The sequence below is a fragment of the Calditerrivibrio sp. genome, assembly GCA_026415135.1.
Classification (GTDB): Bacteria; Chrysiogenota; Deferribacteres; order Deferribacterales; family Calditerrivibrionaceae; genus Calditerrivibrio.
Genome location: JAOAHS010000035.1, coordinates 14507 through 36421 on the forward strand (window position 1 = coordinate 14507; position 21915 = coordinate 36421).

General features: G+C 38.2%; 19 protein-coding genes, 1 tRNA gene and 1 other RNA gene. 9 read left to right on the forward strand and 12 right to left on the reverse strand.

Going from position 1 to position 21915, the window contains the following annotated elements; all coding sequences use genetic code 11:
- Positions 1-3: 3 nt before the first annotated feature.
- From N3C60_06530 to N3C60_06560, 7 genes are all read right to left on the reverse strand, one after another.
- Entirely contained in the window at positions 4-1434 is a 1431-nt protein-coding gene (locus tag N3C60_06530) for a sodium:solute symporter family protein (GenBank protein MCX8084556.1), read from the reverse strand.
- A 189-nt stretch (positions 1435-1623) separates the two neighbouring features.
- Positions 1624-3024, reverse strand: coding sequence for an adenosylhomocysteinase (ahcY, locus tag N3C60_06535; protein ID MCX8084557.1), 1401 nt, complete (start codon positions 3022-3024; stop codon positions 1624-1626).
- Positions 3025-3077: 53 nt separating this feature from the next.
- Positions 3078-5621, reverse strand: a complete 2544-nt coding sequence (locus N3C60_06540) for a PhnD/SsuA/transferrin family substrate-binding protein (GenBank protein ID MCX8084558.1) — start codon at positions 5619-5621, stop codon at positions 3078-3080.
- A gap of 1 nt (position 5622) precedes the next feature.
- Positions 5623-6558, reverse strand: a complete 936-nt coding sequence (locus N3C60_06545) for an ABC transporter substrate-binding protein (protein MCX8084559.1) — start codon at positions 6556-6558, stop codon at positions 5623-5625.
- Positions 6559-6578: 20 nt separating this feature from the next.
- Complete coding sequence (locus tag N3C60_06550; GenBank protein MCX8084560.1) at positions 6579-7157, reverse strand: epoxyqueuosine reductase QueH; 579 nt, start codon at positions 7155-7157, stop codon at positions 6579-6581.
- Positions 7158-7191: 34 nt separating this feature from the next.
- Positions 7192-8541: a TrpB-like pyridoxal phosphate-dependent enzyme gene (locus N3C60_06555; GenBank protein MCX8084561.1), complete on the reverse strand. Its 1350-nt coding sequence runs from the start codon at positions 8539-8541 to the stop codon at positions 7192-7194.
- A gap of 66 nt (positions 8542-8607) precedes the next feature.
- Entirely contained in the window at positions 8608-9159 is a 552-nt protein-coding gene (locus N3C60_06560; protein ID MCX8084562.1) for an XRE family transcriptional regulator, read from the reverse strand.
- A gap of 95 nt (positions 9160-9254) precedes the next feature.
- Between N3C60_06560 and N3C60_06565 the strand changes: the two genes are divergently transcribed.
- Both N3C60_06565 and N3C60_06570 read left to right on the forward strand, forming a co-directional pair.
- Positions 9255-9938: an AzlC family ABC transporter permease gene (locus tag N3C60_06565; GenBank protein MCX8084563.1), complete on the forward strand. Its 684-nt coding sequence runs from the start codon at positions 9255-9257 to the stop codon at positions 9936-9938.
- Positions 9907-10251, forward strand: coding sequence for an AzlD domain-containing protein (locus N3C60_06570; protein MCX8084564.1), 345 nt, complete (start codon positions 9907-9909; stop codon positions 10249-10251). The genes N3C60_06565 and N3C60_06570 overlap by 32 nt, the downstream gene beginning before the upstream one ends.
- A 30-nt stretch (positions 10252-10281) precedes the next feature.
- Here the strand turns inward: N3C60_06570 and traF are convergent, their stop codons facing one another.
- Genes traF through N3C60_06585 form a run of 3 tightly spaced genes read right to left on the reverse strand, consistent with a single transcriptional unit; the run spans position 10282 to position 12549 of the window.
- On the reverse strand, positions 10282-11769 hold the full coding sequence (gene traF, locus N3C60_06575) for a conjugal transfer protein TraF (GenBank protein ID MCX8084565.1): 1488 nt from the start codon (positions 11767-11769) through the stop codon (positions 10282-10284).
- A 2-nt stretch (positions 11770-11771) separates the two neighbouring features.
- A complete protein-coding gene (locus tag N3C60_06580) occupies positions 11772-12224 on the reverse strand; it encodes an ATP-binding protein (protein ID MCX8084566.1) in 453 nt (150 codons plus the stop codon).
- The gene (locus N3C60_06585; protein MCX8084567.1) at positions 12202-12549 is read right to left on the reverse strand and encodes an STAS domain-containing protein; all 348 of its coding nucleotides are present in this window, start codon (positions 12547-12549) and stop codon (positions 12202-12204) included. Before N3C60_06585 ends, N3C60_06580 begins: the two co-directional genes overlap by 23 nt.
- A 94-nt stretch (positions 12550-12643) precedes the next feature.
- Here N3C60_06585 and N3C60_06590 point away from each other — a divergent pair, with 94 nt between their 5' ends.
- The 3 genes from N3C60_06590 to N3C60_06600 all read left to right on the forward strand — a co-directional run bounded on the left by N3C60_06590 (position 12644) and on the right by N3C60_06600 (position 16278).
- Entirely contained in the window at positions 12644-14287 is a 1644-nt protein-coding gene (locus N3C60_06590; GenBank protein ID MCX8084568.1) for a putative manganese-dependent inorganic diphosphatase, read from the forward strand.
- Between the two features lie 142 nt (positions 14288-14429).
- A complete protein-coding gene (locus N3C60_06595) occupies positions 14430-14957 on the forward strand; it encodes a TRAP transporter small permease subunit (GenBank protein MCX8084569.1) in 528 nt (175 codons plus the stop codon).
- A gap of 10 nt (positions 14958-14967) precedes the next feature.
- Positions 14968-16278: a TRAP transporter large permease subunit gene (locus tag N3C60_06600; GenBank protein ID MCX8084570.1), complete on the forward strand. Its 1311-nt coding sequence runs from the start codon at positions 14968-14970 to the stop codon at positions 16276-16278.
- 40 nt (positions 16279-16318) lie between these two features.
- On the opposite strand, the gene N3C60_06605 is transcribed toward N3C60_06600, so the two are convergent.
- Positions 16319-17410, reverse strand: a complete 1092-nt coding sequence (locus N3C60_06605) for a TRAP transporter substrate-binding protein (protein MCX8084571.1) — start codon at positions 17408-17410, stop codon at positions 16319-16321.
- 81 nt (positions 17411-17491) lie between these two features.
- Complete coding sequence (locus tag N3C60_06610; GenBank protein ID MCX8084572.1) at positions 17492-19330, reverse strand: ATP-binding protein; 1839 nt, start codon at positions 19328-19330, stop codon at positions 17492-17494.
- Between the two features lie 101 nt (positions 19331-19431).
- Here N3C60_06610 and N3C60_06615 point away from each other — a divergent pair, with 101 nt between their 5' ends.
- The 4 genes from N3C60_06615 to N3C60_06630 all read left to right on the forward strand — a co-directional run bounded on the left by N3C60_06615 (position 19432) and on the right by N3C60_06630 (position 21873).
- On the forward strand, positions 19432-19677 hold the full coding sequence (locus tag N3C60_06615) for a hypothetical protein (protein ID MCX8084573.1): 246 nt from the start codon (positions 19432-19434) through the stop codon (positions 19675-19677).
- A gap of 59 nt (positions 19678-19736) precedes the next feature.
- Positions 19737-19826 (forward strand) — tRNA-Ser (locus N3C60_06620).
- A gap of 34 nt (positions 19827-19860) precedes the next feature.
- An RNA gene (gene ffs / locus N3C60_06625) (signal recognition particle sRNA small type) lies at positions 19861-19958 on the forward strand.
- Positions 19959-20001: 43 nt separating this feature from the next.
- Complete coding sequence (locus N3C60_06630; protein MCX8084574.1) at positions 20002-21873, forward strand: SurA N-terminal domain-containing protein; 1872 nt, start codon at positions 20002-20004, stop codon at positions 21871-21873.
- Positions 21874-21915: the final 42 nt, after the last annotated feature.

The window sequence follows — 21915 nt, forward strand, 5'->3', positions numbered from 1 at the left end:
CTGTTAAAACTCCTCTAACGTGTGCTTTTTACCATCATACGTAACCAGGCTAACCAATATTATAGCAACACAGCTAGCCAAGAAACCAAACATCTTTGATGGTAAATCTTCAAACATCAAGCTAAAAAATATCCATACCAACAGCCCAGTGATAGAACCTGTGATAACCCCTTTTGCTGTGGTTTTTTTCCAAAATATGGCAAAAAGGAAAGGAGCAGTAAAGGATGTCAAAAGTATCGTCCAGGACTCAAGACAGAGCTCATAGATCTTTTCAAAATATAAAGCCAATAAAAGGGATAACATACCAATAACTACCACAGAAATCCTACAAACTTTTAACTTTTGCTCATCCGTAGCATCTTTCTTGAAGTAGGGATAGAGGTTTTCACCAATCAAACTTGCTGGAGCAAGCAGTGCCGTATCAGCAGTACTCATCACCGCAGACAAAAGGGCACCTATGAATATAATGAGCAGTGGAAAGGGTAAATATAGTTTAGCAAGATCTATTATGATAGAATTTTCAGAGCTTGCCTGCTGGGGTAGAAGCTTAATAGCCCAAATACCTAACAACACTGGAACAAGCCCTAATGTCCAATAAAGAACTCCAGCGGTAATTGATGACGACCGAGCAACCCTAACATTTTTAGAACCCAAAATCCTTGCAACAAGATCCTGTCCCCCCAGCGAACCAAACCCCACTATCATCCAAGCTTCAAGATAATTGAGCCAATCAACAGGCTTATCAGAGTTTGGGAAAAAGCTGTACATCTCAGAAGGGATACCTACTATTTGACCAGCATGGTTAACAAGTATTTGAATAAAAAGGAACACTACACCTATAACTATAAATACCATCTGAACAAGGTCGGTAACAGCCACAGCATAAAGACCGCCAGAGTATGTATAAGTGATCACAACAGCAGCACTTATTAGTATCGCCACCTTTATATCTATCGGCATAAACGCCGAAAAGATGGTGCCAAAGGCTAACATCTGAGCCCCAATCCATCCAATATAGGGTGGGAGATAAATTAAAGCCATTATAAATCCAACATGCTTACTAAATCTTCTTTCAAAAAAGTCTATATTGGTGGTAATATTATATTTATAAAGAGCAGGAGCTATAAAAAGACCAGATATGATAAGACACAGACCAGCACCAAAAGGATCAGCAATAACGCCCAATATTCCTTCTTTGTTTGCCGTAGTGGAAGATCCTAAAACAGTCTCAGCACCAAACCAAGTGGCAAAGACAGTACCTAAAGCCAAAGGAAAAGATAATCGTCTCCCAGCGATGACAAAGTCTATAGAATTTTTGATATACTTGCCAGCCCAAAAACCTATAATCAACATCGCCACAATATATACAATAACACCTACAAGTATATATTGATTAAACTCTCCCACACCATACCCCTTGCCGTTTTTTGACATGAAATGTATTAAATCGATAAAAAAGTCAATAGAAAAATTAAACATTAATAAAAAAGCCGGAGCACTTGGCTCCGGCAATCTCCATATATTTTAAGGAGGGGGGAGGAGGGTCTTTGTAACCTTCTGCGTTTAATATATTAAACATTTATCATTTTGTCAATAGGAAAAATTAATTTTTTTAATATTTTTTTAATACCTGTAGTGGGCAGGCTTGTAAGGCCCATCCACACCTACTCCAATATATTTTGCCTGCTCCTCTGTCAGCCTTGTAAGCTTTACACCAATCTTTTCAAGATGTAATCTTGCCACCTCTTCATCAAGAAGCTTTGGAAGGATATAAACACCGGGCTTATAGATACCTTTATTTTTCCATAGGTCTATCTGAGCAAGGACCTGATTGCTAAAGGATGCCGACATAACAAAGGATGGGTGTCCGGTAGCACAGCCCAAATTAACAAGGCGCCCCTCAGCAAGTAGATAGATGGAATGTCCATCTGGGAAAGTATATTTATCCACCTGTGGCTTGATATTTACCTTTTTGATACCGGGATAGGAGTCAAGCTTGGCCACCTGGATCTCGTTGTCAAAATGTCCTATATTGCACACTATCGCCTGATCCTTCATCCTTTCCATATGCTCTATGGTTATCACATCTCTGTTACCAGTAGCTGTAACATAAATATCGGCAATGCCCAACGTATCCTCCACAGTAGTCACCTGATACCCTTCCATTGCCGCTTGAAGGGCACAAATGGGGTCTATCTCAGTCACTATCACCCTTGCCCCTTGTCCCCTCAAAGCCTGAGCAGAGCCTTTACCAACCTCACCATAACCACACACAACGGCCACTTTACCAGCTATCATCACATCCATAGCCCTTTTAATCCCATCAAGCAGGGACTCCCTACAACCATATATATTGTCAAATTTTGATTTTGTAACCGAATCGTTTACATTTATTGCTGGGATAAGCAACTCACCTTTTTCCATCATCTGATACAATCTATGGACACCTGTGGTAGTCTCTTCAGAAACGCCGTAAAGCTCTTCAAGTACCTTATGCCACTTGCGATTATCCTGGCTGAGTATCACCTTTATCCTTTTTAAAAGCTCCCTTTCATCCTCAGAGTCAGAGTTGTATTCTATTACGGATGGGTCTTTCTCCGCTTTGTACCCAAGATGGACCATCAATGTAGCATCACCGCCATCATCCACTATGAGATTTGGGCCTTTTCCACCCGGAAAGGTCAAAGACTGTTCAATACACCACCAGTACTCCTCAAGGGTCTCCCCTTTCCATGCAAATACAGGGATACCAGCTTTTGCGATTGCAGCAGCTGCGTGATCCTGCGTGGAAAATATGTTACAACTGGACCATCTTACTTCAGCCCCTAATTCCACAAGGGTCTCAATCAACACAGCAGTCTGTATCGTCATGTGTAAAGAGCCTGATATCCTTGCACCCTTTAAGGGCTTATCCTTTGCATATTTTTTTCTAATAGCCATAAGACCAGGCATTTCATGTTCTGCTATCTCGATCTCTTTTCTACCCAACTCCCAAAGGGATATATCTTTTACCTTGTAATCCATCGCTAATCACCTCGATAATATTTATTTATTTATACAAAATTATTGAAGATTATTCAACTTGATTTTGCATGTTTAAGGATCAACTCTTTTATCTGAACAAGGGTAAAAGGCTTTGGCAGTGAATCGTTAAAACCGAAATCTCTGCACCTTTCCATTAGATAACTATCAGCATAACCACTAACTGCAATAATGGGTACATTTTGGTCGACTCTTCTTATCTTTGACGCAAGTTCTACTCCGCCCATCTTGCCGGGTACTGTTAAATCTGAAATGATTATATCAAACCTTTCATTCTTTTCCAGTGCCTCCAGATAGATTGATAAAGCTTCCTCTCCAGATTTTGTGGTAGTAACATCCAATCCTATCTTGGATAGCATATTCACATAAAAGTCTAAAATAAACTCCTCATCATCCATCACCAACACCTTCAGTTTCTTAGGCACCTTTGTAAACTGAGAGTGATCACCACTGGTGGCTTTTTCCCCTTCGGCTATAGGTAGATATATATAAAATTTAGTGCCTACACCCACCTCAGAATCCACATCTATGGCACCACCGTGCTTTTCGATAATAGAATAACATATAGATAAACCCAACCCCGATCCAAGCTCCTTTGTGGTAAAAAAAGGATCGAAAATCTTACTCAGGTTCTCCTTAGGTATGCCAGGTCCATCATCGGCAAAGGTGATCTTTACATACCTACCATCTTTTAGCTTATAAGGGTTATTTGGGGGAAGTACCACATTTTCACATTTGACATAGATATTGCCACCATCTGGCATCGCTTGTTTAGTATTTAATGTAAGGTTATCAAAGACTCTACCCAACTGCTCCAAATCTACATACACATTATGTAGATCTTTAGGGATATCAAAATGGGCAGCCACATTGGAACCAGATAGGTGAAATTTTATCGTTTCCTCAAGCCATGGATGAAGGGCATTTATCTTACACATGGGTGCTCCACCCTTTGAAAATGTTAGTAGCTGGCTGGCAAGGTTTTTACCCCTTTCTATGGCTATTTTTGTTTTCTCAAGAAAATGTTTTACCTTATCCTCTGAAGAATAGATTATACCCAATTCCACATACCCGAAGATCCCCTGTAAGATATTGTTAAAATCATGGGCTATGCCACCAGCAAGATACCCAAGGGATTGAAGTTTTGAGGTTTTATTAATATGTTCCATAAGTTTATGCTTTTCTGTTACATCAATGATGATACCAACAATCTTGTTAGGGTTGCCTGTACTATCCCTTTCCAATACACTGCCATAATCGCTGACCCATCTCCATTCTCCGTTTTTGTGTCTTAATCTAAACTCCACTGCAAAATGATCTGTTTCCCCTTTTATAAATCTATTTAATTCGTCAAAGGCTTTTTTGAAATCTTCAGGATGTGTATGCTGCTCCCATACATCGTAAGTGACAGATACAAGCTCTTCTAATCTATATCCAAACATCTCTGCTATCTTTTCATCGATGGTTATATGACCCGTCTTAATATCGAGAATCCAATAGCCAGCGTTTGATCCCTTTAAAGCTGCGTTCAAAATCTCTCTGTTCTTATCTGCCTCGACATGTAATCTCTTTATCTTTCTACTATATGAAGCTAAATAAAAGACCAAAACAACAATCACTGTACCCAAAAACAAAAAACCATAAATCTGTAGCTTATAATTATACCAAACATCTTTTAATTCTATCTTAAAAGGGGTATCAAAGGGTCTAACCCTCATAGCCTTCATGATCTCTTCCACTAGTAGATAGTTGTTTGGAACGTCAAACATGTATATATCGGTTTTTTTCAAAAACTCATCATTATGACTCATGCTTAGCAACAATGACATTACCCTATTTTTCAGATAATCGTCGGTATAGCTCAATGCCGAAACCACCCATCCGGGATAGAGATCGGTTGATAAAGCAAAAGGGTAAGCTTTTAGACTTCTAATATTAATTATTTTCAGTTTACTAACATCTACTCTATGCTGAAACCTCTCCAAAATACCTGCCCTAATAAACCCAGCATCCACATCACCTTTTATAACAGCCTCCACAATCTCCAACTGTTTTGTGGATATCTCCTTAAACTTCAAACTGCTAACTTCTACCCCAACCTTCTTAAGCTCATACAACTGGGCATAATACGCATACAAGCCAGCATTCATCTTAGGGATACCGATAGTTTTCCCTTTTAGATCCTTTAAATTATTGATATCTATTCTATCATACCTTGTTATAATCACTCCACCCTCCGCATATACAGGACTATCATTATACCTACTAATGATAGTGGAGATGGGGGTCATAATGTTTTTCTCATGTTTTAATTGGATATAGAAGGATGGGTTTACCACTACAAAATCTATCTTTCTTAGGTCGATATGCTTTTCCATCTCATCATGGGTAAGCGGCAGGATGTTAAATCTATATCCCTTACAGTGGATCGTGAGATAATCGGCAATAGGTTGCCAAATTTTTAAAATATATTCCCTTTCCAAATAGTGCAAAACACCTATATTTATAGTTTTTATATCTTCTGCATAACTATAGGAAAGAAACAGAATAAAAAAGATGAAGGCAGATATTTTTCTCATCTCAATCCCCCAGAAATTCATCGGTAACAAAATTAGTGGATACCCTCCCTCCTTTAACAATCTCCCAATTCGTCATCAGTGACTCCAATTCCTTTGCAGTCTTAAGTACTTGGCCGGTGACTTTAAGCATATCCCTGTTGTGAGTAAGAGAGGGGATGTTAACCCCGTCAAATGACTTTTTAATACTCTCTACATCAACATCCATATAACTTGCGATGGAGTAATAGAAGTCCCACTTGTTATAAACGCTTTTCTCTAACGCTTTAAAATACCCTTTTAAAAGCTTTTTAAGCTCTGTTTTTTTATCCTTTAAAGCCCCCCTTTTAACCACAAGGACATCAACAACAGTATCCGGAATCTCTCTACTATCAAAGATAACTTTCCCCCCTTTTTTTATCATCGCATCAGCAAAGGGTGAAAAAGATATGGAAGCATCGATATTACCCTTCTCCCATTCGGCAAGATGCCTGGAAACAGGCAGATCTACCACCTCAATATCTTTGGTGGATAGACCCCTTTTTTTGAAGAATTTATTAAGCATTAGAGCACCAAGCCCATTATGCTCCACAGCTACCCTTTTCCCTTTTATGTCAGAATACTTCTCCTTTAACACCACCATATCAGCACCAACAGATATATCAAATACCAAAACAACTACCACATCCACCCCTTCATTTAACACCCTAATAGCTTCATCAAGGGTAAGCCCACCGGCGTCTATACTACCGTTTTTAAGCTTGCTAATAGTTTCAGATGCTGATGCTGTTCTAACGATCTCCACATTACCTACAAATCGATTTTCTTTAGCAAATGTGATAATTTCGTAAGGTGCCCAATGATGAAAACCAATTTTAAGAGGTGTATTTTCATACAGACAGCCTGCCGTTAACAAGATAATAAAAACGGCAATAAACAGCTTTAATGAATACTTTAACATAATCACCCTCTAATACTATTTTAGATGGGTGGTCTTGATTTGTCAAATAAATCTGGCAATTTTTTTGAACAATCCTTTATGTATCTCTCCCCTTCACTGTATATACAGCCACAATACTGTTGTCTGTAGATATTCATCTGTTTACTAAGTGTAATCCCCTCTTTCCACCCTTCCCTAAAATCTTCATAGTAAAACTCCAAACCATACTCTCCAGCATAACGTTCACCTAAAGCCTTTATCTCCTCATGGTTTTGGTATTTACTGTATAAGAGGGTGGTACTGAAAATACTGAAATTATACTTTTTTGCAAAATGAGCTGTATTTTTCAATCTCATCGCATAGCATTCACGGCATCTATCTAACTTTGAAACATCTTTGAATCTAAAGAAATCAGTCAAGCCATAATATTCATCATAGTGGGTTGCTACACCAAACTGTTTATTAACTATTATTGTGTTTTCCAATCTCCTATAAAACTCTTGAGATGGATGGATGTTAGGATTATAGAAGTAGCCCACCACCTGAAATCTATCTTTAAGCACCCTTATCGGATATATGGAACATGGTCCACAACATTGATGTAGCAATATCTTTTTCATGTCATTGAGATTGGGGATGGATAGACATCCCCGTTTATATTTTTGGTAAATGCTTTAAAGATTCTTTGATAGCTTCTTCTGGGTATTCATAATCGGACAATTTACCTTCAAGGAACGCATCATAAGAACCCATGTCAAAAAGCCCATGTCCACTAAGGCAGAAAAGTAGTGTCTTACTTTCCCCAGTTTCTTTACATCTGATGGCATCTTTGATAGTAGCAGCTATAGCATGGGAGGATTCAGGTGCAGGCACGATAGCCTCTGTTTGAGCAAAAAGCAAACCAGCCTTAAACACCTCTGATTGCTGGACAGCCTCAGCACCTATCAAACCTTTGTGATACAGGTAACTCACTATAGGGGAATCCCCATGATACCTAAGCCCTCCAGCATGGATAGCAGGTGGCTCAAAATCGTGTCCCAATGTGTACATCTTCATAATAGGGGTTAATTTTGCCTCATCACCAAAATCGTATTCATACACCCCTTTCGTAAGGGTAGGGCAACTTGCCGGTTCTACAGCTATCGCCTCCACTTTTTTATCACCCTTTAAAAGCTTTTCCAGAAAAGGAAAAGCTATTCCACCAAAATTGGATCCTCCGCCACAGGATGCGTATATCTTATCTGGGTAATCCCCTATGATTTCAAACTGTCTTATTGCCTCAAGCCCTATAACCGTCTGGTGTAATAGAACATGGTTGAGCACACTACCCAAAGCATAGTTTGTATCCCCCCTACTTGCAGCCTCTTCAACAGCTTCACTTATTGCAATACCGAGACTACCGTTAGATTCTGGGTTACGTTTTAGGACCTCTCTGCCAGCATTAGTAAGATCAGAAGGGCTGGGGATAACTTCAGCCCCAAACAACCTCATGAACGACTTCCTATAAGGCTTTTGGTAATAACTGACTTTTACCATATATACACGACACTCGATATCAAACATCTTGCAGGCAAGGGATAGGGCACTACCCCACTGGCCTGCACCTGTCTCCGTTGTAAGACGCTTTACATTGTTGATTTTGTTGTAATAAGCTTGGGCCACAGCAGTATTAGGCTTGTGGCTACCAGCGGGTGAGACCCCTTCATATTTATAATAGATTTTCGCTGGTGTCCCAAGTGCCTCCTCAAGTCTTTTGGCTCTGATTAGGGGTGAAGGCCTCCAGATTGAAAGCACATCCAAGACCTTTTCTGGTATATCTATCCATTTCTTTTCAGACATCTCCTGCTCAATCAACTGGGGCGGGAATATGACTTTCATTTCATCAAAGGTAACAGGTTTCCCTGTAAATGGACTAATAGGTGGATCCATAGGGGATGGAAGATCAGCAAGTATATTATACCACTGTTTTGGCATCTCCTCTGTTTTTAGATATATTTTACTCATAGTGTCCTCCAAGAAAGTTAAAAATCTTTTAACAATTTTTAATAAATAAATCAAGTTTTAATAACATCAGTGGTAGATAAGTACCATTACAGCTTTCAATGTCTCACCAGCTGGGTTTATATAACTATGTTGGTTATGAGCAAAAAAACTTATATACTCATCCTTCTCTATTTTAAAGACATTTCCATCGATAATCATCTCAAGACAACCCTCAACAACCGCTACAAACTCTTCCACATTACCCTTATGGGGTTCCGCATCATATCTTATCCCCCCTTCCATCTCCAAAAAATATATCTCAAAAGGTACTTTGGGATCAAAGGGAATCACCGGATAAACTCTATATCTGCCATCCAACTCTATTAACGCATTTTGATGTTTTATCCTACCCACTTTTACATCGGAAAAATTCTTAGAAAAGAGAGATGTAAAAGATACCTTAAGACCGTTTGCTATCTTCCAGACTGTCGCAATCGTGGGGACAGAATTGCCTGTCTCTATCTGCCTCAACATACTTTTACTAACACCAGTAAGTTCCGATAGCTGTTCGAGACTCAGCCCCCTTTCCATTCTGATTTTTTTTAGATTTTCTGAGATATCATTACAGATCTGTTCCATATAACATTCTCCTTGACAATATATTAAACACAAGGTATTGTTTTATATATTATCCTAACAGACAATATATTGCAACAACATATTTTGAGGTAAACATGAACGCTTTTTTAAAAGGTACGAAAGATGTTTCACCCTTTATCACAGGAGTAGCTCCATTTGGGCTTATCTACGGTGTGACAGCTGCCCAATCAGATCTAAGCTTTTTACAATCCTTTACCATGTCCCAGATAATCTTTGCTGGAGCATCCCAGATCGCTCTTATAGAGCAGCTTAAAAGCAATAGCTCTTTTTTTATAATTGTGATAACAGTTTTTATGATCAATTTGAGAATGGCAATGTACAGTGCTTCCATTGCACCATATTACAAAGAAATACCCCTCTATAAAAAAGCTATCATGGCCTATTTTTTAGTTGATCAAGCCTATGCTGTCACAATATCCAATATCCTAAAAGATGACCAGACTGATAGGTTTTGGTACTACATGGGCACTGGGGTTACAATGTGGTTTGTCTGGCAGATTTCATCCCTCTTAGGGATCTTGGTAGGCGCTACAATCCCTACATACCTTTCCCTCGAATTTGCCATCCCCCTTACTTTTATAGCTCTGCTGGTAGGTTTTTTAAAAGAAAAAAGATATATTGTCACCGCATTGGTATCTGGAGCTCTTATGGTCGTCCTCAAAAATCTACCTTTTAACACAGGATTCTTCATTGCAGTATTTGTAGGAGTATATGTCGGGAAAGCATATGAGAGATGGTTCTATGCAGCAGATGAATGATATTACGATCTGGTGGCTGATCATTGTTTGTGGGGTAATCACTTTTTTCATAAGATTTTCCTTCTTTCAGCTGGTAAATGACAAAATGGTAAACAGGATCAAAGATCTTTTGGGATATATGCCTGCAAGTATCTTTGCCGCCATTGTAGCAGGTGGTGTATTTAACAATGGCTTAAATAGCCTAACCCTTAACAATTTTAAGATCTATGCCGCAATAGTTGCCTTCTTCATAGCTATAAAATTCAGAGGCACCATCATAACGATACTATCAGGTTTATTGGTGCTGTGGAGCTTGAAGTACTTTATTGTATAGCATTAGAGGGGTTTAGCCCCCTCTAAACATTTAAAACTCTATGGATAGATTTGCCTGCAATCTTGCTTCATTTGGGTAATCCTTCCCATCATATTGGGACTTTTTACCAGAAAAAGCCACACCAAGATCAGCTCTTATAAGATACAGATTGATCCCTAAACCTGCCGTATACATAAGCCCTATATCAGTTTCTGCTATGTTTTTATAGGCACCCGCCCTTAACGCCAAAAACTTTAACACATCCCATTCCACTCCAACACCCACATTCTGACTCTTATACCCTTCAACTGCCGTTTCATTTTTTGTGACATCAGCATCAGCAGCTACCGTAAGCGTCTCAAAGGGGTTCCAAGCTATACCAATTCTGCCTTGAGGTTTGATCTTATACTCACCACTACCAAGTCTATCGAATTTAGGAGAGTTCAGATATTTTGCCACAGCACCCACTTTTAACCAATTGTTTGGCATCCAAAGGGCACCCACATCAACTGCAACATTGTTGGACTCTTCATATTTATCTTTTATATCTTTTACAACATCTTTAGAATCATTATTGAAAATCGTGATCTTATGCTCATAAACCCTACCTTTCATAAGCTTAAGATTTACACCCAAAGCAAAAGAATCCCCTATAGGATGACCATAGGTTATGGGTACCTCTAATAGGGCTATACCATTTACATCTATGGAACTGGTATTCTTATCTATCGTTTTACCATTTGTAGAAGCACTGACAGAATTCCCGATCAGCTTCACAGCATCTGCTACATAAGTAGAGGGTATGCCAGAATTAGAAAGCTGGGCAGCAGCTTGGTTGATTATATCAATCGCTTGATCACTCGTAAAACCAGCATTTGTAAGCACATTTTGTAAAGTCGAAACCGTTGAGGATCCGAAGTAACTATTTGCAGTGGAGGAAATTGTACTGGATCCATTACCATCGGTAGTGCCGTTTACAATGGCATTTATAACATTAGCTGTGTTAGTCGAAGCTGTAAAACCGATATTTTCCAAATCCAGTGTTGGCCTACCAGAAGCCTCCAATAGACCATAAATACCTATGCCCACCCTTTTTATTCTACTTGCAAGAGCAGCATTGCTATTTAGTGTAAGGGCACCACCCTTATCCTTTATTTTAGTAAGATAAGATAAAAGCTTTACAGCATTTTCATAATCAGATGGACTAAGATTTGATGCGTTTGTTGCAATATTGGATAGGGCGTCATAGTTTATTTTAGACAGCTCATCCACACTCTCACCGAGATCGTTATTAAGTCTGACCCCAGCACCCAACTGCGCATTTATACCAAACTTCTTCTTTTCAAGGGTCTCTTTACCCTCTTTACCATAAAATCCAAATATTGCAGGGTTATAATACTGAGCCGTAGCATCAAAAGTAGATGCAACACCCACACCACCCATACCCAACTGCCTTGCACCTATCGGCTGAAACTCCATAGCATTTGCAAGGCTGACCGTAAGTCCCAACATTGCTAATATAGCTAATATCTTTTTCATGATTAACCCCCTTTTGTCCTACTGGATAATTTTTTTGTCATGTAAAACTTGTACTCACCATTTTCATAGCTATAGGAGACTTCATCCACTATCTTTTTGATTATATAAAGCCCACGCCCAGAATCCTGTGTCTCTTCGATATCTTCAATATCCACCTTAGTCCGTTCGAAATTGAATCCTTCACCGAAATCAGTCACCTCTATCTTCAATTCATCCTTGCCGATCTCAATCAAAAGCTTCACAGGCAGTTCCTCTTTCTCCCTATTGCCATGCTTGATGGCATTAGCAATCGCTTCAGTGACCGCCAGATTGAGCTTGAAAGATAGATCCTCAAAATCCCCATTGCTCAACTCACTTTTTGCTCCACTGATGAAGGTTTCCACCAGATCACCTATGAGTGGTAGTAGCTTTATATTGCTCGGCAGTGTAAGCTCAAGCTTGATTGTTTGACTCATCCCTAAACCTCTTGTAATCCTCTTCAGACTTAAAAATTTTTACAATCCCTAAAAGCCCAACAATCTGTAAGATCCCAGCTACTCTGTCGTTTACACCCATCAGCCCAAAAACTCTGTTCGATTTTTTAAATTTTTTGTAATATCCCACTATTATACCTAACCCAGAGCTATCAATAAACTGTAGCCCAGACATATCCAACAAAATATCTTTATCCATTTTAAGTTTATTCAGCTCTTCATTTAGCTCATTCACATTACTGACATCTATACGCTTTAGATCGATTCTGGCGATGGTATAGCCATCTTTTTCTGAGATATGTAACATTACACCCCCTTTAATTAATTATAGCACAGAAATCAATTTTTTGTTGAAAATATAATAAAAATTTCATACATTCTAAAAAAATATGGGGGCATCTATGGAAAAAGTTTATATAGTAGGTCATAAAAATCCAGACACAGACTCCATCTGCTCTGCATACTGTTACGCCTATCTGAAAAATAAAATAGATCCAAAGTTCAACTACATACCAGCAAGATGCGGAAACCTCAACAATCAAACCAAATATATATTCTCAAAGTTTAACATTGAACCCCCGATCTTTCTAAAAGATATCTACCCAAAAGTTTATGATGTAATGACTAAACATGTCTTCGCCAACAACTACAACGATCCATTATCAAATATCATGAGAAATATAAAAGAGCTTGGTATAAGGCTAACACCGATAGTGGACGATAACAACAGGTATCTCGGAATAGCCAGTGTTTTCGAAATCGCCGCTTTTTTTATGCAAAATGAGGATGGAGAAAGGCCCTATTACACCTTTAGACTCGACAATTTTCCAAAGGCAATCTCCGGTTATTTCCTAAAAAGGTCAAATATAGATGAACTTAAAGCAACAATCATGATAGGTGCAATGCCTTATGAAAGGTTTGTTAAAAGGCTCGATTCATTAGGTGCTAAAAACGTAGTGTTAGTTGTTGGCAAACGCAGGGACATCATAACCTATGCTATGGAAAAAGGTACCCCTGCAATCATTGTAACAGGTTTAGAAAACGAAAAAGATTTTGATATAGATTTTTCTAGGTATGGTGGCAGTATATATATCTCGAACTTAGACACTGCAGAATCTGTTAGGAGACTCACCCTCTCCGTTCCTTGCAAGTCCATCATGGGGGAAACAAACACAATTCGCCCAGAAGACTATATAGAAACAGCAAAAGAACTCATGCTCAAAGAAAACAGAAGGGGTTTACCAGTAGTAGATGATGATGGTTTTCTCATTGGAATAATAACCCGTTCGGATATCATTAAAAAACCAGAAAACAAAATAATACTCATGGATCATAACGAACTTAACCAAGCTATTGATGGTGCAGAATCCGCTGAGATATTAGAGATAGTGGACCACCACAGATTAGGAACGATAAAGACCAAAAAGCCCGTTATGTTTTATGCAAAACCTGTTGGTAGCACCTGTACCCTTGTATATCAACAGTTTAAATTGAACAATGTCCAGATCCCCAAAAATATCGCCTATCTACTCGCATCAGGTATCCTTGCTGATACTATAATACTTAAATCTCCCACAACAACTGATGAGGATAAAATTGCATTAGAAGAACTCTCATCCATTGGTGGATTCGATTTCGTCGAGTTTGGGAAAGAGATCTTTTCTTCAACGGATAGTTTAAAAAATAGAACACCATCAGATATCATAAATACCGATTTCAAGACATATACAGAGTTTGGTATAAATTTTGGTGTGGGTCAAGTGGAGTTAGTGAACATCGACGAGCTAAAAGAAGTTAAGTCAGACTTAATCTCGGAACTTCAAAATATCAAAAATAAAAACAACTTACATTTTGCCATGCTCCTTGTAACTGATATCATTACAGAAAATAGTATCCTTTTATGCACAGGATTCAAACCCATCGAAAAGATCATCAAATATAGAAAGATAGACGATAACTCCTTCGATCTACCCGGTGTACTTTCACGAAAGAAACAACTTTTGCCAGAAATATTAAGAACTCTTGAGGAGCTAAGTTCAAAGTAAAGCCTTTCACCACACCCCTTTATACAATATCCAAAACTTTCTATTAATTATACAACATATTTTATTGACATCCTTTTAAATTTAATTTAACATGACCCTAACGTTTTTTTCAATAAAATGAACAGGAGGTAGATAACAACAAATGAAGACCATTATTAAGATAGCCGACAAAATCAGCGGTTTTTTTGGTTATATCGGTGCTTGGCTAACCACTGTCCTTGTGCTCGTGATCATGTATGATGTTATTACTCGTTACCTTTTAAGCAGCAGTAAGATTTGGATCCAAGAGATGGAATGGCATATATTTGCCGTCATTATACTTTTTGGTTCTGCCTATACTCTACGCCAAAACGGTCATGTGCGAGTAGATGTTATCTATGGCAAGCTTTCTGCTAAAAAAAGAGCAATTATCGATTTATTAGGTGTCCTTATCCTTCTTATACCCTTTAGCATACTTATCATCTATACCTCTAAAGAGTTTGTTTTGTCATCCTGGCAGGTTAGAGAAGGATCACCTGATCCCGGCGGACTTCCAGCTCGTTACATTTTAAAAGCTCTCATACCCTTCGGTTTTATACTGCTCATAAATCAAGGGATCTCAATGTTTCTTAAAGCAGTTTTAACCCTTCAGGGGGACACAAGTTATTACAAAGAAAAAACACATCATTAGGAGATAGACGATGAGTGCATTATTCTTATTTGTGGTGGTGTTTGGATGCTTGCTCATAGGTTTCCCCGTTTCTTTCACTTTAGGCGGTGTATCGATGATTTATGGGCTAATAAGTTTTGGACCGAGCCTTTTCGATCTTATGCCACTGAGGATATGGGGTAGCATCACAAACTTTGTTTTAGTCGCAGTACCCCTTTTTGTTTATATGGGTGTAATGCTCGAAAAATCTGGTATAGCTGAAGAGATGCTCGAGACGATGGCTTTGCTCTTTGGTAAAATCAGAGGTGGCATGGCCATTTCAGTTATTGTGGTAGGTGCTATGCTTGCAGCAGCAACAGGTATCGTTGGAGCTACTGTGGTCACAATGGGTCTGTTAAGTTTACCTACTATGGTAAAAAGAGGTTATAACATACCCCTTGCCTGTGGTACCATCTGTGCAGCAGGAACATTGGGGCAGATAATACCTCCAAGTATCGCTCTCGTTTTAATAGCCAGTGTTTTCAATCTTTCAATAGGGGATATTTATCTGGGTGCTTTTTTACCGGGCTTTTTACTGGTTGGATTATATCTAATATATATTTTTATAATTGCAATATTTAAAGGTGATCAGGTACCTGCCATGCCTGAAGAAGAACTGGCACGTTTTAAAAAAGATAAAATGCTTAGACGTGTTTTCTTTGCCTTTTTGTTACCTATGTCACTGATAGTGGCAGTTTTAGGTTCGATATTTGCTGGGATTGCTTCCCCCACTGAATCAGCAGCTGTTGGTGCTTTTGGTGCTACGATACTTGCCCTTGCCAAAAGATCGTTAAACTATAAAAAGGCAATGGCAGTTATGTATGATACAATGAATTTGACAGCCATGGTTTTCATTTTGCTCATAGGTGCTGCAGCTTTTGGACTCGTTTTTAGAGGATTGGGTGGTGACAATGCAATCATAGAATTTATAGAAAAAACTAATATGTCCCCTATGGGCTTTTTAATACTCGTCAATATTATTATTTTTATAGCTGGTTTTTTCATAGATTATATAGAGATCACCTTTATAATCCTACCAATTGTCGGCCCTATTTTCCAGCAGATGGGGTTGGATCTCCTCTGGATAGGTGTACTTATAGGCCTCAACTTTCAAACCAGCTTCCTAACACCACCTTTCGGTTTCTCCCTGTTTTATCTACAAAGTGTTGCCCCAAAAGGTATAACAATAACACACATTTATAGAGGGATTATCCCTTTTATCATACTCCAGTTAATTGCTCTTGCTATCTTGATTATCTATCCAGATTTAGCCCTGTGGCTACCAAAGGTATTGTCCAAATAAAAAGCTTTTTAAAAAAAAGCGGGGAATAAACCCCGCTTTTTTACATAAGGCTAGTATAGTAGGGTATCTCAGATATCTTAGCCCAGTCATCCACTTTCTTACTAAAAGCATTAAAACTATTAAATACTTTTTTAGATATTGGATCCTTTGATGTAATCTCCTCGATAACTTCCACAGATGCCTTTTTAAACTCCTGTAAAACATCTTTAGGGAAAGGCTTTAGATTTACTTTGTGCTCATTGATCAACTTTTGCAGGTACTCATTGTTTTTCGCTTCAAAAGTAGCAAGCATCCAGGCATTAGATCTGTACATAGCTGTGTATACAATCTCCTGCAGATCTTTTGGTAGAGAGTCGTAAACCTTTTTGTTTATAAATGCTTCAAGTACCGTTCCTGGCTCATGCCATCCTGGATAGTAATAAAATTTGGCAACCTTATAAAATCCCATCAGGTAATCATGGTATGGGCCAACCCACTCTGTAGCATCTATAACACCTCTTTCAAGGTTTGAATAGATTTCACCACCTGCCACATTTATAGCTGATCCACCTAACTTAGTGATAACTTTGCCTCCAAGACCAGGTATCCTCATCTTAAGGCCCTTGATGTCAGCTACAGACTTGATCTCCTTTCTAAACCATCCACCCATCTGTACACCTGTGTTACCTGCAGGGAATGGTTTAAGGTTAAACGCTGCATATACTTCATCCCAAAGCTGCTGTCCACCACCAGCATAAAGCCAGGCATTCATCCCTTGAGCATTCATACCAAATGGCACTGCAGCAAAGAATTGAGCAGCTTGTGATTTACCAGCCCAATAATAGGATGCCCCATGCCCCATCTCAACGGTACCAGCACTAACAGCATTGAAAGCCTCTAATGCTGGTACAAGCTCACCAGCCCCATATACATGGATCTTGATCCTACCCTCAGACATCGTTTCAATCCATTTGGCAAGCATAACTGCACCTTCACCCATAACCGGGAAATTGGGTGGCCACGTGGTAACCATCTTCCACTGGTATTTTTGACTTGCATGAATTGCAGGGGCCCCTATAGTAAGAGCAGTCCCCGCAGCTGCTGCAACACCTGCAGTCTTAATGAACTGTCTTCTTGAAATTTTTTTACTCATTATAAACCTCCATGGGTTAAGTTATATGTATATTATTCATTTATTGATTAAAAATCAAGTTTTTTATTCTTTTTTTTCAGTTTATATTCTTAAGTCTGTTTTGATCTGTTCTAACGTCTTTTCAGCATAATAGGGAAGATAGATATAAAAGGTAGTACCCACCCCTTTTTCGCTCTCAACAAATATATATCCATCATGCTCCAAAACCACCTTTTTTACAAGAGCAAGGCCGATCCCTGTCCCTTCCGGTTTGGTACTATAATAGAGATCGAAGATCCTCTCCTTATCCTCTTCTGCAATACCATGCCCATAGTCTTTTACAGTGATCTCCACATATCTCTTCTTTGGTAGATTGCTGTAACCGCCATTGGTGTTATCGATATTTCTTATGGTTATCTTAATTGGATTATTAGAGATACCATATTGAGCCTGAAGAGCATTGATAAGCAGATTTTGAATAGATTGGGAAAGGCTTATTTCATCACCATATATTAACCACAAATTGTCATCACAATCGATATCAAAGCTGATAAAAGTACCATCTATTTTACACACCTTCGATGTGGACTCAACTATCTCCTTTAAGTCAACAAGCTTTTTCTCAGCCACCTTAGAGGAGGTAAGCTCTAACATCTTCTTAGCAATATCCGCAGACTTATTAAGGGATGTCGCTATCTCGTCTATTAGTTTGGAAACTTCAAAGTTATCAGCAAACCTTTTTTTAAGAATATATACTCTTGCATTTGCAGAAAAGATCGAATTTCCAATATCATGGAAGATCCCACCCGCTATGATCTTGATGGCTTCATTTTTAGCCATATCCAGAAGTCTCTGCTGGGAGCTTTTAATATTATCTATTAGTTCATTTAATTTATCTTTTATTAGGCTAAACTCCTTATAGTCATATTTTTCATCTATTTCGAACCTTTTTATTTTGCCAAGACCAACATCTATCATGGAAATGCTACTGGCAATACTCAATAGAGGATTGTTAAGATATTTAATAATTATTATACTACATATCATAACAACTACAGTTATGATTATTGTAAGCGCTAAAATTTCGTTTTTCGTTTTGTAATAAGGCACGAGAGCTTCCTCAATGGGGTAATTACCCCCTAAGATCCATCCAAACTCTTTTATATGGACAAAAGTGGACAAGAAATGCAACCCTCTGGAATTTACAGTCTCACCAACACCCTCAAAACCCTCTATCGCAGCATCAAATAGCCTATTCACACCTACAGGCACATCATTTTTGGCTATTCTCTCATTGTCTGGATGAAAGATAAAAAACCTGTTTTTGTTATATATAAAGTAGTAGCCATTGTAACCAATTTTATGATTCTGGAGAGCACCTATCGGATTGGAAGGAGACTGTATGTTTATCCCTCCAGCAACGATATATTTAATCTCATCCTTTACTATAACCGGAACTGTTATCATAATAGCATACTTCCCACTCTTAGTGGAAACATAGGGTTCTGAAACATAAGGCTTTTTCGTCTGTAAGGTTTTTCTGTAATACTCTCTGAAGGAGAAATCTAAGCCTATCCGCTCATTTCTTATAAAAGGGGTCTCTGCTAAGAGCTTACCAGATGCATCAAAAACAAAAAGACCGTTATCAAACACATTCAACAATGTCTTATATCTATCAAGAACCTCTTGAAGCTTTGTTGGGTTAGGATCAATGTTTTCTACATGTATAGCTACATCAGCCAGTATCCGTTGGGATCTTATAATAAAATTCTCTATATTTTTAGCTACTAGTTTTGCTTCAGTAAGACGTAGTTCACCAGTGGTCTTTATGACATTACTCCTTATAGATGGAATAAGGAGATTATAGGCAACCGTAGCCACAATGATTATAAAAAGAATTGAGACAACAATTATCCTATTTAAAATAGACTTTTTTTTCATAATTTTTAACCTATATTGCAAAAATTAAAATTATTCAACACGTATTATTTTAGTATTTGACAAATATGAAGATATACAATATCATGCATTAGGCGGATTAGATGAGATTTATCCTAATTACGATTTCATCCATAATAATATCGGGATTTTCTTTTGCAAAAACCTCCCAAAGCGACTACGATGTTTTTGTTCAGAAATGCAGTACCTGCCACGGATTAGAACTTATAGAGAAGAAGAAAAAAACTAAAGATGAATGGAAAAACACGTTAAAGAGGATGCAAAGGTATGGTGCGAAATATGATGGAAAGGAAAACCAAATTCTAAACTATTTAATAAATAAGAAATAGCCTCTTGCTTAAAAATATATAGACAAATCCCGAAATATTGTTATAATAGTTTTTCACTTGGAGAGGTGTCCGAGCCCGGTTTAAGGAGCACGCCTGGAGAGCGTGTGTAGGGTAATCCCCTACCGCGGGTTCAAATCCCGCCCTCTCCGTTTGTCCACTAAGCTTTAGTGGATATTAATAGCTCGATGGGGACTTTGCAATGATAAGGCTGTGAACCCCGCCAGGTCCGGAAGGAAGCAACGGTAGCAGTCAAGTCATGTGCCGAAGCAACCCTATCGGGCTTTTATTAAAAATAAAAAAGACAAAACTCATATAGAGGGAGATATGTTAAGACATTTCAGAAATCAGAAAAAGGTTTTATCTATTTTTTTGTGGATAGTAATTGCTTCCTTCATCGGTACAATCTTTTTAGTCTGGGGGGTAGGTGGTAAAAGTGGACAAAAAACCTATGCCATTAAGATAAACAACCATGTAGTCAGCTTTAATGAATACAAATCCGCATACGAAAGTATATCCAACACCTACAAACAGATATTTGGAACAAACATAGATGCAAAGATAATATCCAAACAGGTCACTGATGAATTGATAGCTAAATATCTGCTCTTAGATGAAGCAAACAGACTCAAGATACCTGTGACCGATGCCGAAGTCCTCGAGGAGATCAAAAAAACCCCTGCCTTTTCTGTAAATGGACAATTTGACAAAAATCGTTATTTAGAGGTTTTAAGACTAAACGGTCTAACCCCAGAAGCCTTTGAAAATGAGATAAGGGTCAACATTCTCCTTACCAAGATGAAAAGTTTTATTGCCACTACCGTTTACGTAAATGATGCAGAGATACTTAAAGAATATAGAATGCGCAATAAATCGGCAGAGATATCCTATATCAAAGTAACCCCATCCCAGTTTTTAAACGATGTAAAAGTAGACGATAAATCGCTGGAAAAATTCTATCTCGATAACAAAAATCAGTTTTTAGAACCTACAAAGATCAAAGTGAGGTACGTGGAGTTCTCACCAAATATGGTTAAATTCACAGATAACCTTTCGGAACAAGAGCTCCAGAGCTATTACCTAAAAAACAAAGACAAATACAATCAAACAGAACAGATAAAAGCAAGGCATATACTGATCAAAATAGACAACTTTCAGGACAACACTTCATTATCAAAAGCCCTCTCAAAAGCAGAAGACATATATAAAAAAGCTAAAAGCGGTGCAAAATTTGAAGACCTGGCAAGGGAATTCTCGGATGATATTTCAAAAAACAATGGGGGTGATCTCGGTTTTGTTAAAAGGGGGATGATGGTAAAAGAGTTTGAAGATGCTCTTTTTGCTCTCAAAGAAGGTGAAATTAGTAAACCTGTCAAAACCCCTTTTGGCTATCACATTATAAAAAATGAGAAGTACATCCCAAACAAAACCTTCACCTACGAAGATGTCAAAGAACAGATAAAGAAAGAGCTTTCAAGCGAAAGATTTAATACAATCTATAGACAAGAGGTCCAGACAAAATACAAAGAGATACAATCTGCCGGTAACATATCCGCCTATACACTGAAAAATAAAGATGCTCTAAACGTAAAGGAATCCGATTACATAACCGAAGCCGACAACACCACCTTTATACCAGCTGACATCAAATCTGAGTTATTAAAAATGGAAAAGTCCGAATTATCATCAATTTACACTATAAATGGCAAATATTACATTTTTGAAATAGCTGATAAGATAAACCCCACAGTTCCCCCACTTGATAAGATCAAAGAAAATGTAAAAAAGGCTTTTATAGAACAGGAGGCATTCAATATAGCAAAAAAGAAATCCGAAGAAGCTGTCAAAAAGCAAAACATAGAAGAAGCAGCTAAGTATCTCAACCTTCAAATTCAAAACCTTCCTCCTTTCCGAAAGATCGACCCTATTCCTACCATCGGTATAAACAGTACCATCACTGAGGCGATCTTTAATACGAAATCACCAGGTATGGTGTCAAAACCTTTACAACACGGTAACGACTTTTATGTTATCTTTGTAAAAAACTTTATCCCGGCAACAGACGAAAAACTTACAGAGCAGAAAGCTTCCATTTCCCAATATCTATTGAACCTAAAACAGACCGAAGCCTACAACAGCTATTTGGCAAAACTAAAAAAGGATGCAAAAATAGACATATCCAGCAATCTCATTGAATAAAAGGTGGCCCAACCACCTTTTTCCCCTAAACATATACAAATT

What these genes read in the sequence shown, in the direction of transcription:
- N3C60_06545 (MCX8084559.1), bottom strand. Translation starts at nt 6,558, where the DNA reads ATGTTAAAGTATTCATTAAAGCTGTTTATTGCCGTTTTTATTATCTTG.
- N3C60_06595 (MCX8084569.1), top strand. Translation starts at nt 14,430, where the DNA reads ATGAAGACCATTATTAAGATAGCCGACAAAATCAGCGGTTTTTTTGGT.
- N3C60_06585 (MCX8084567.1), bottom strand. Translation starts at nt 12,549, where the DNA reads ATGTTACATATCTCAGAAAAAGATGGCTATACCATCGCCAGAATCGAT.
- N3C60_06530 (MCX8084556.1), bottom strand. Translation starts at nt 1,434, where the DNA reads ATGTCAAAAAACGGCAAGGGGTATGGTGTGGGAGAGTTTAATCAATAT.
- N3C60_06560 (MCX8084562.1), bottom strand. Translation starts at nt 9,159, where the DNA reads ATGGAACAGATCTGTAATGATATCTCAGAAAATCTAAAAAAAATCAGA.
- N3C60_06610 (MCX8084572.1), bottom strand. Translation starts at nt 19,330, where the DNA reads ATGAAAAAAAAGTCTATTTTAAATAGGATAATTGTTGTCTCAATTCTT.
- N3C60_06590 (MCX8084568.1), top strand. Translation starts at nt 12,644, where the DNA reads ATGGAAAAAGTTTATATAGTAGGTCATAAAAATCCAGACACAGACTCC.
- N3C60_06600 (MCX8084570.1), top strand. Translation starts at nt 14,968, where the DNA reads ATGAGTGCATTATTCTTATTTGTGGTGGTGTTTGGATGCTTGCTCATA.
- N3C60_06540 (MCX8084558.1), bottom strand. Translation starts at nt 5,621, where the DNA reads ATGAGAAAAATATCTGCCTTCATCTTTTTTATTCTGTTTCTTTCCTAT.
- N3C60_06570 (MCX8084564.1), top strand. Translation starts at nt 9,907, where the DNA reads ATGAGAGATGGTTCTATGCAGCAGATGAATGATATTACGATCTGGTGG.
- ahcY (MCX8084557.1), bottom strand. Translation starts at nt 3,024, where the DNA reads ATGGATTACAAGGTAAAAGATATATCCCTTTGGGAGTTGGGTAGAAAA.
- N3C60_06550 (MCX8084560.1), bottom strand. Translation starts at nt 7,157, where the DNA reads ATGAAAAAGATATTGCTACATCAATGTTGTGGACCATGTTCCATATAT.
- traF (MCX8084565.1), bottom strand. Translation starts at nt 11,769, where the DNA reads ATGAAAAAGATATTAGCTATATTAGCAATGTTGGGACTTACGGTCAGC.
- N3C60_06615 (MCX8084573.1), top strand. Translation starts at nt 19,432, where the DNA reads ATGAGATTTATCCTAATTACGATTTCATCCATAATAATATCGGGATTT.
- N3C60_06630 (MCX8084574.1), top strand. Translation starts at nt 20,002, where the DNA reads ATGTTAAGACATTTCAGAAATCAGAAAAAGGTTTTATCTATTTTTTTG.
- N3C60_06580 (MCX8084566.1), bottom strand. Translation starts at nt 12,224, where the DNA reads ATGAGTCAAACAATCAAGCTTGAGCTTACACTGCCGAGCAATATAAAG.
- N3C60_06565 (MCX8084563.1), top strand. Translation starts at nt 9,255, where the DNA reads ATGAACGCTTTTTTAAAAGGTACGAAAGATGTTTCACCCTTTATCACA.
- N3C60_06605 (MCX8084571.1), bottom strand. Translation starts at nt 17,410, where the DNA reads ATGAGTAAAAAAATTTCAAGAAGACAGTTCATTAAGACTGCAGGTGTT.
- N3C60_06555 (MCX8084561.1), bottom strand. Translation starts at nt 8,541, where the DNA reads ATGAGTAAAATATATCTAAAAACAGAGGAGATGCCAAAACAGTGGTAT.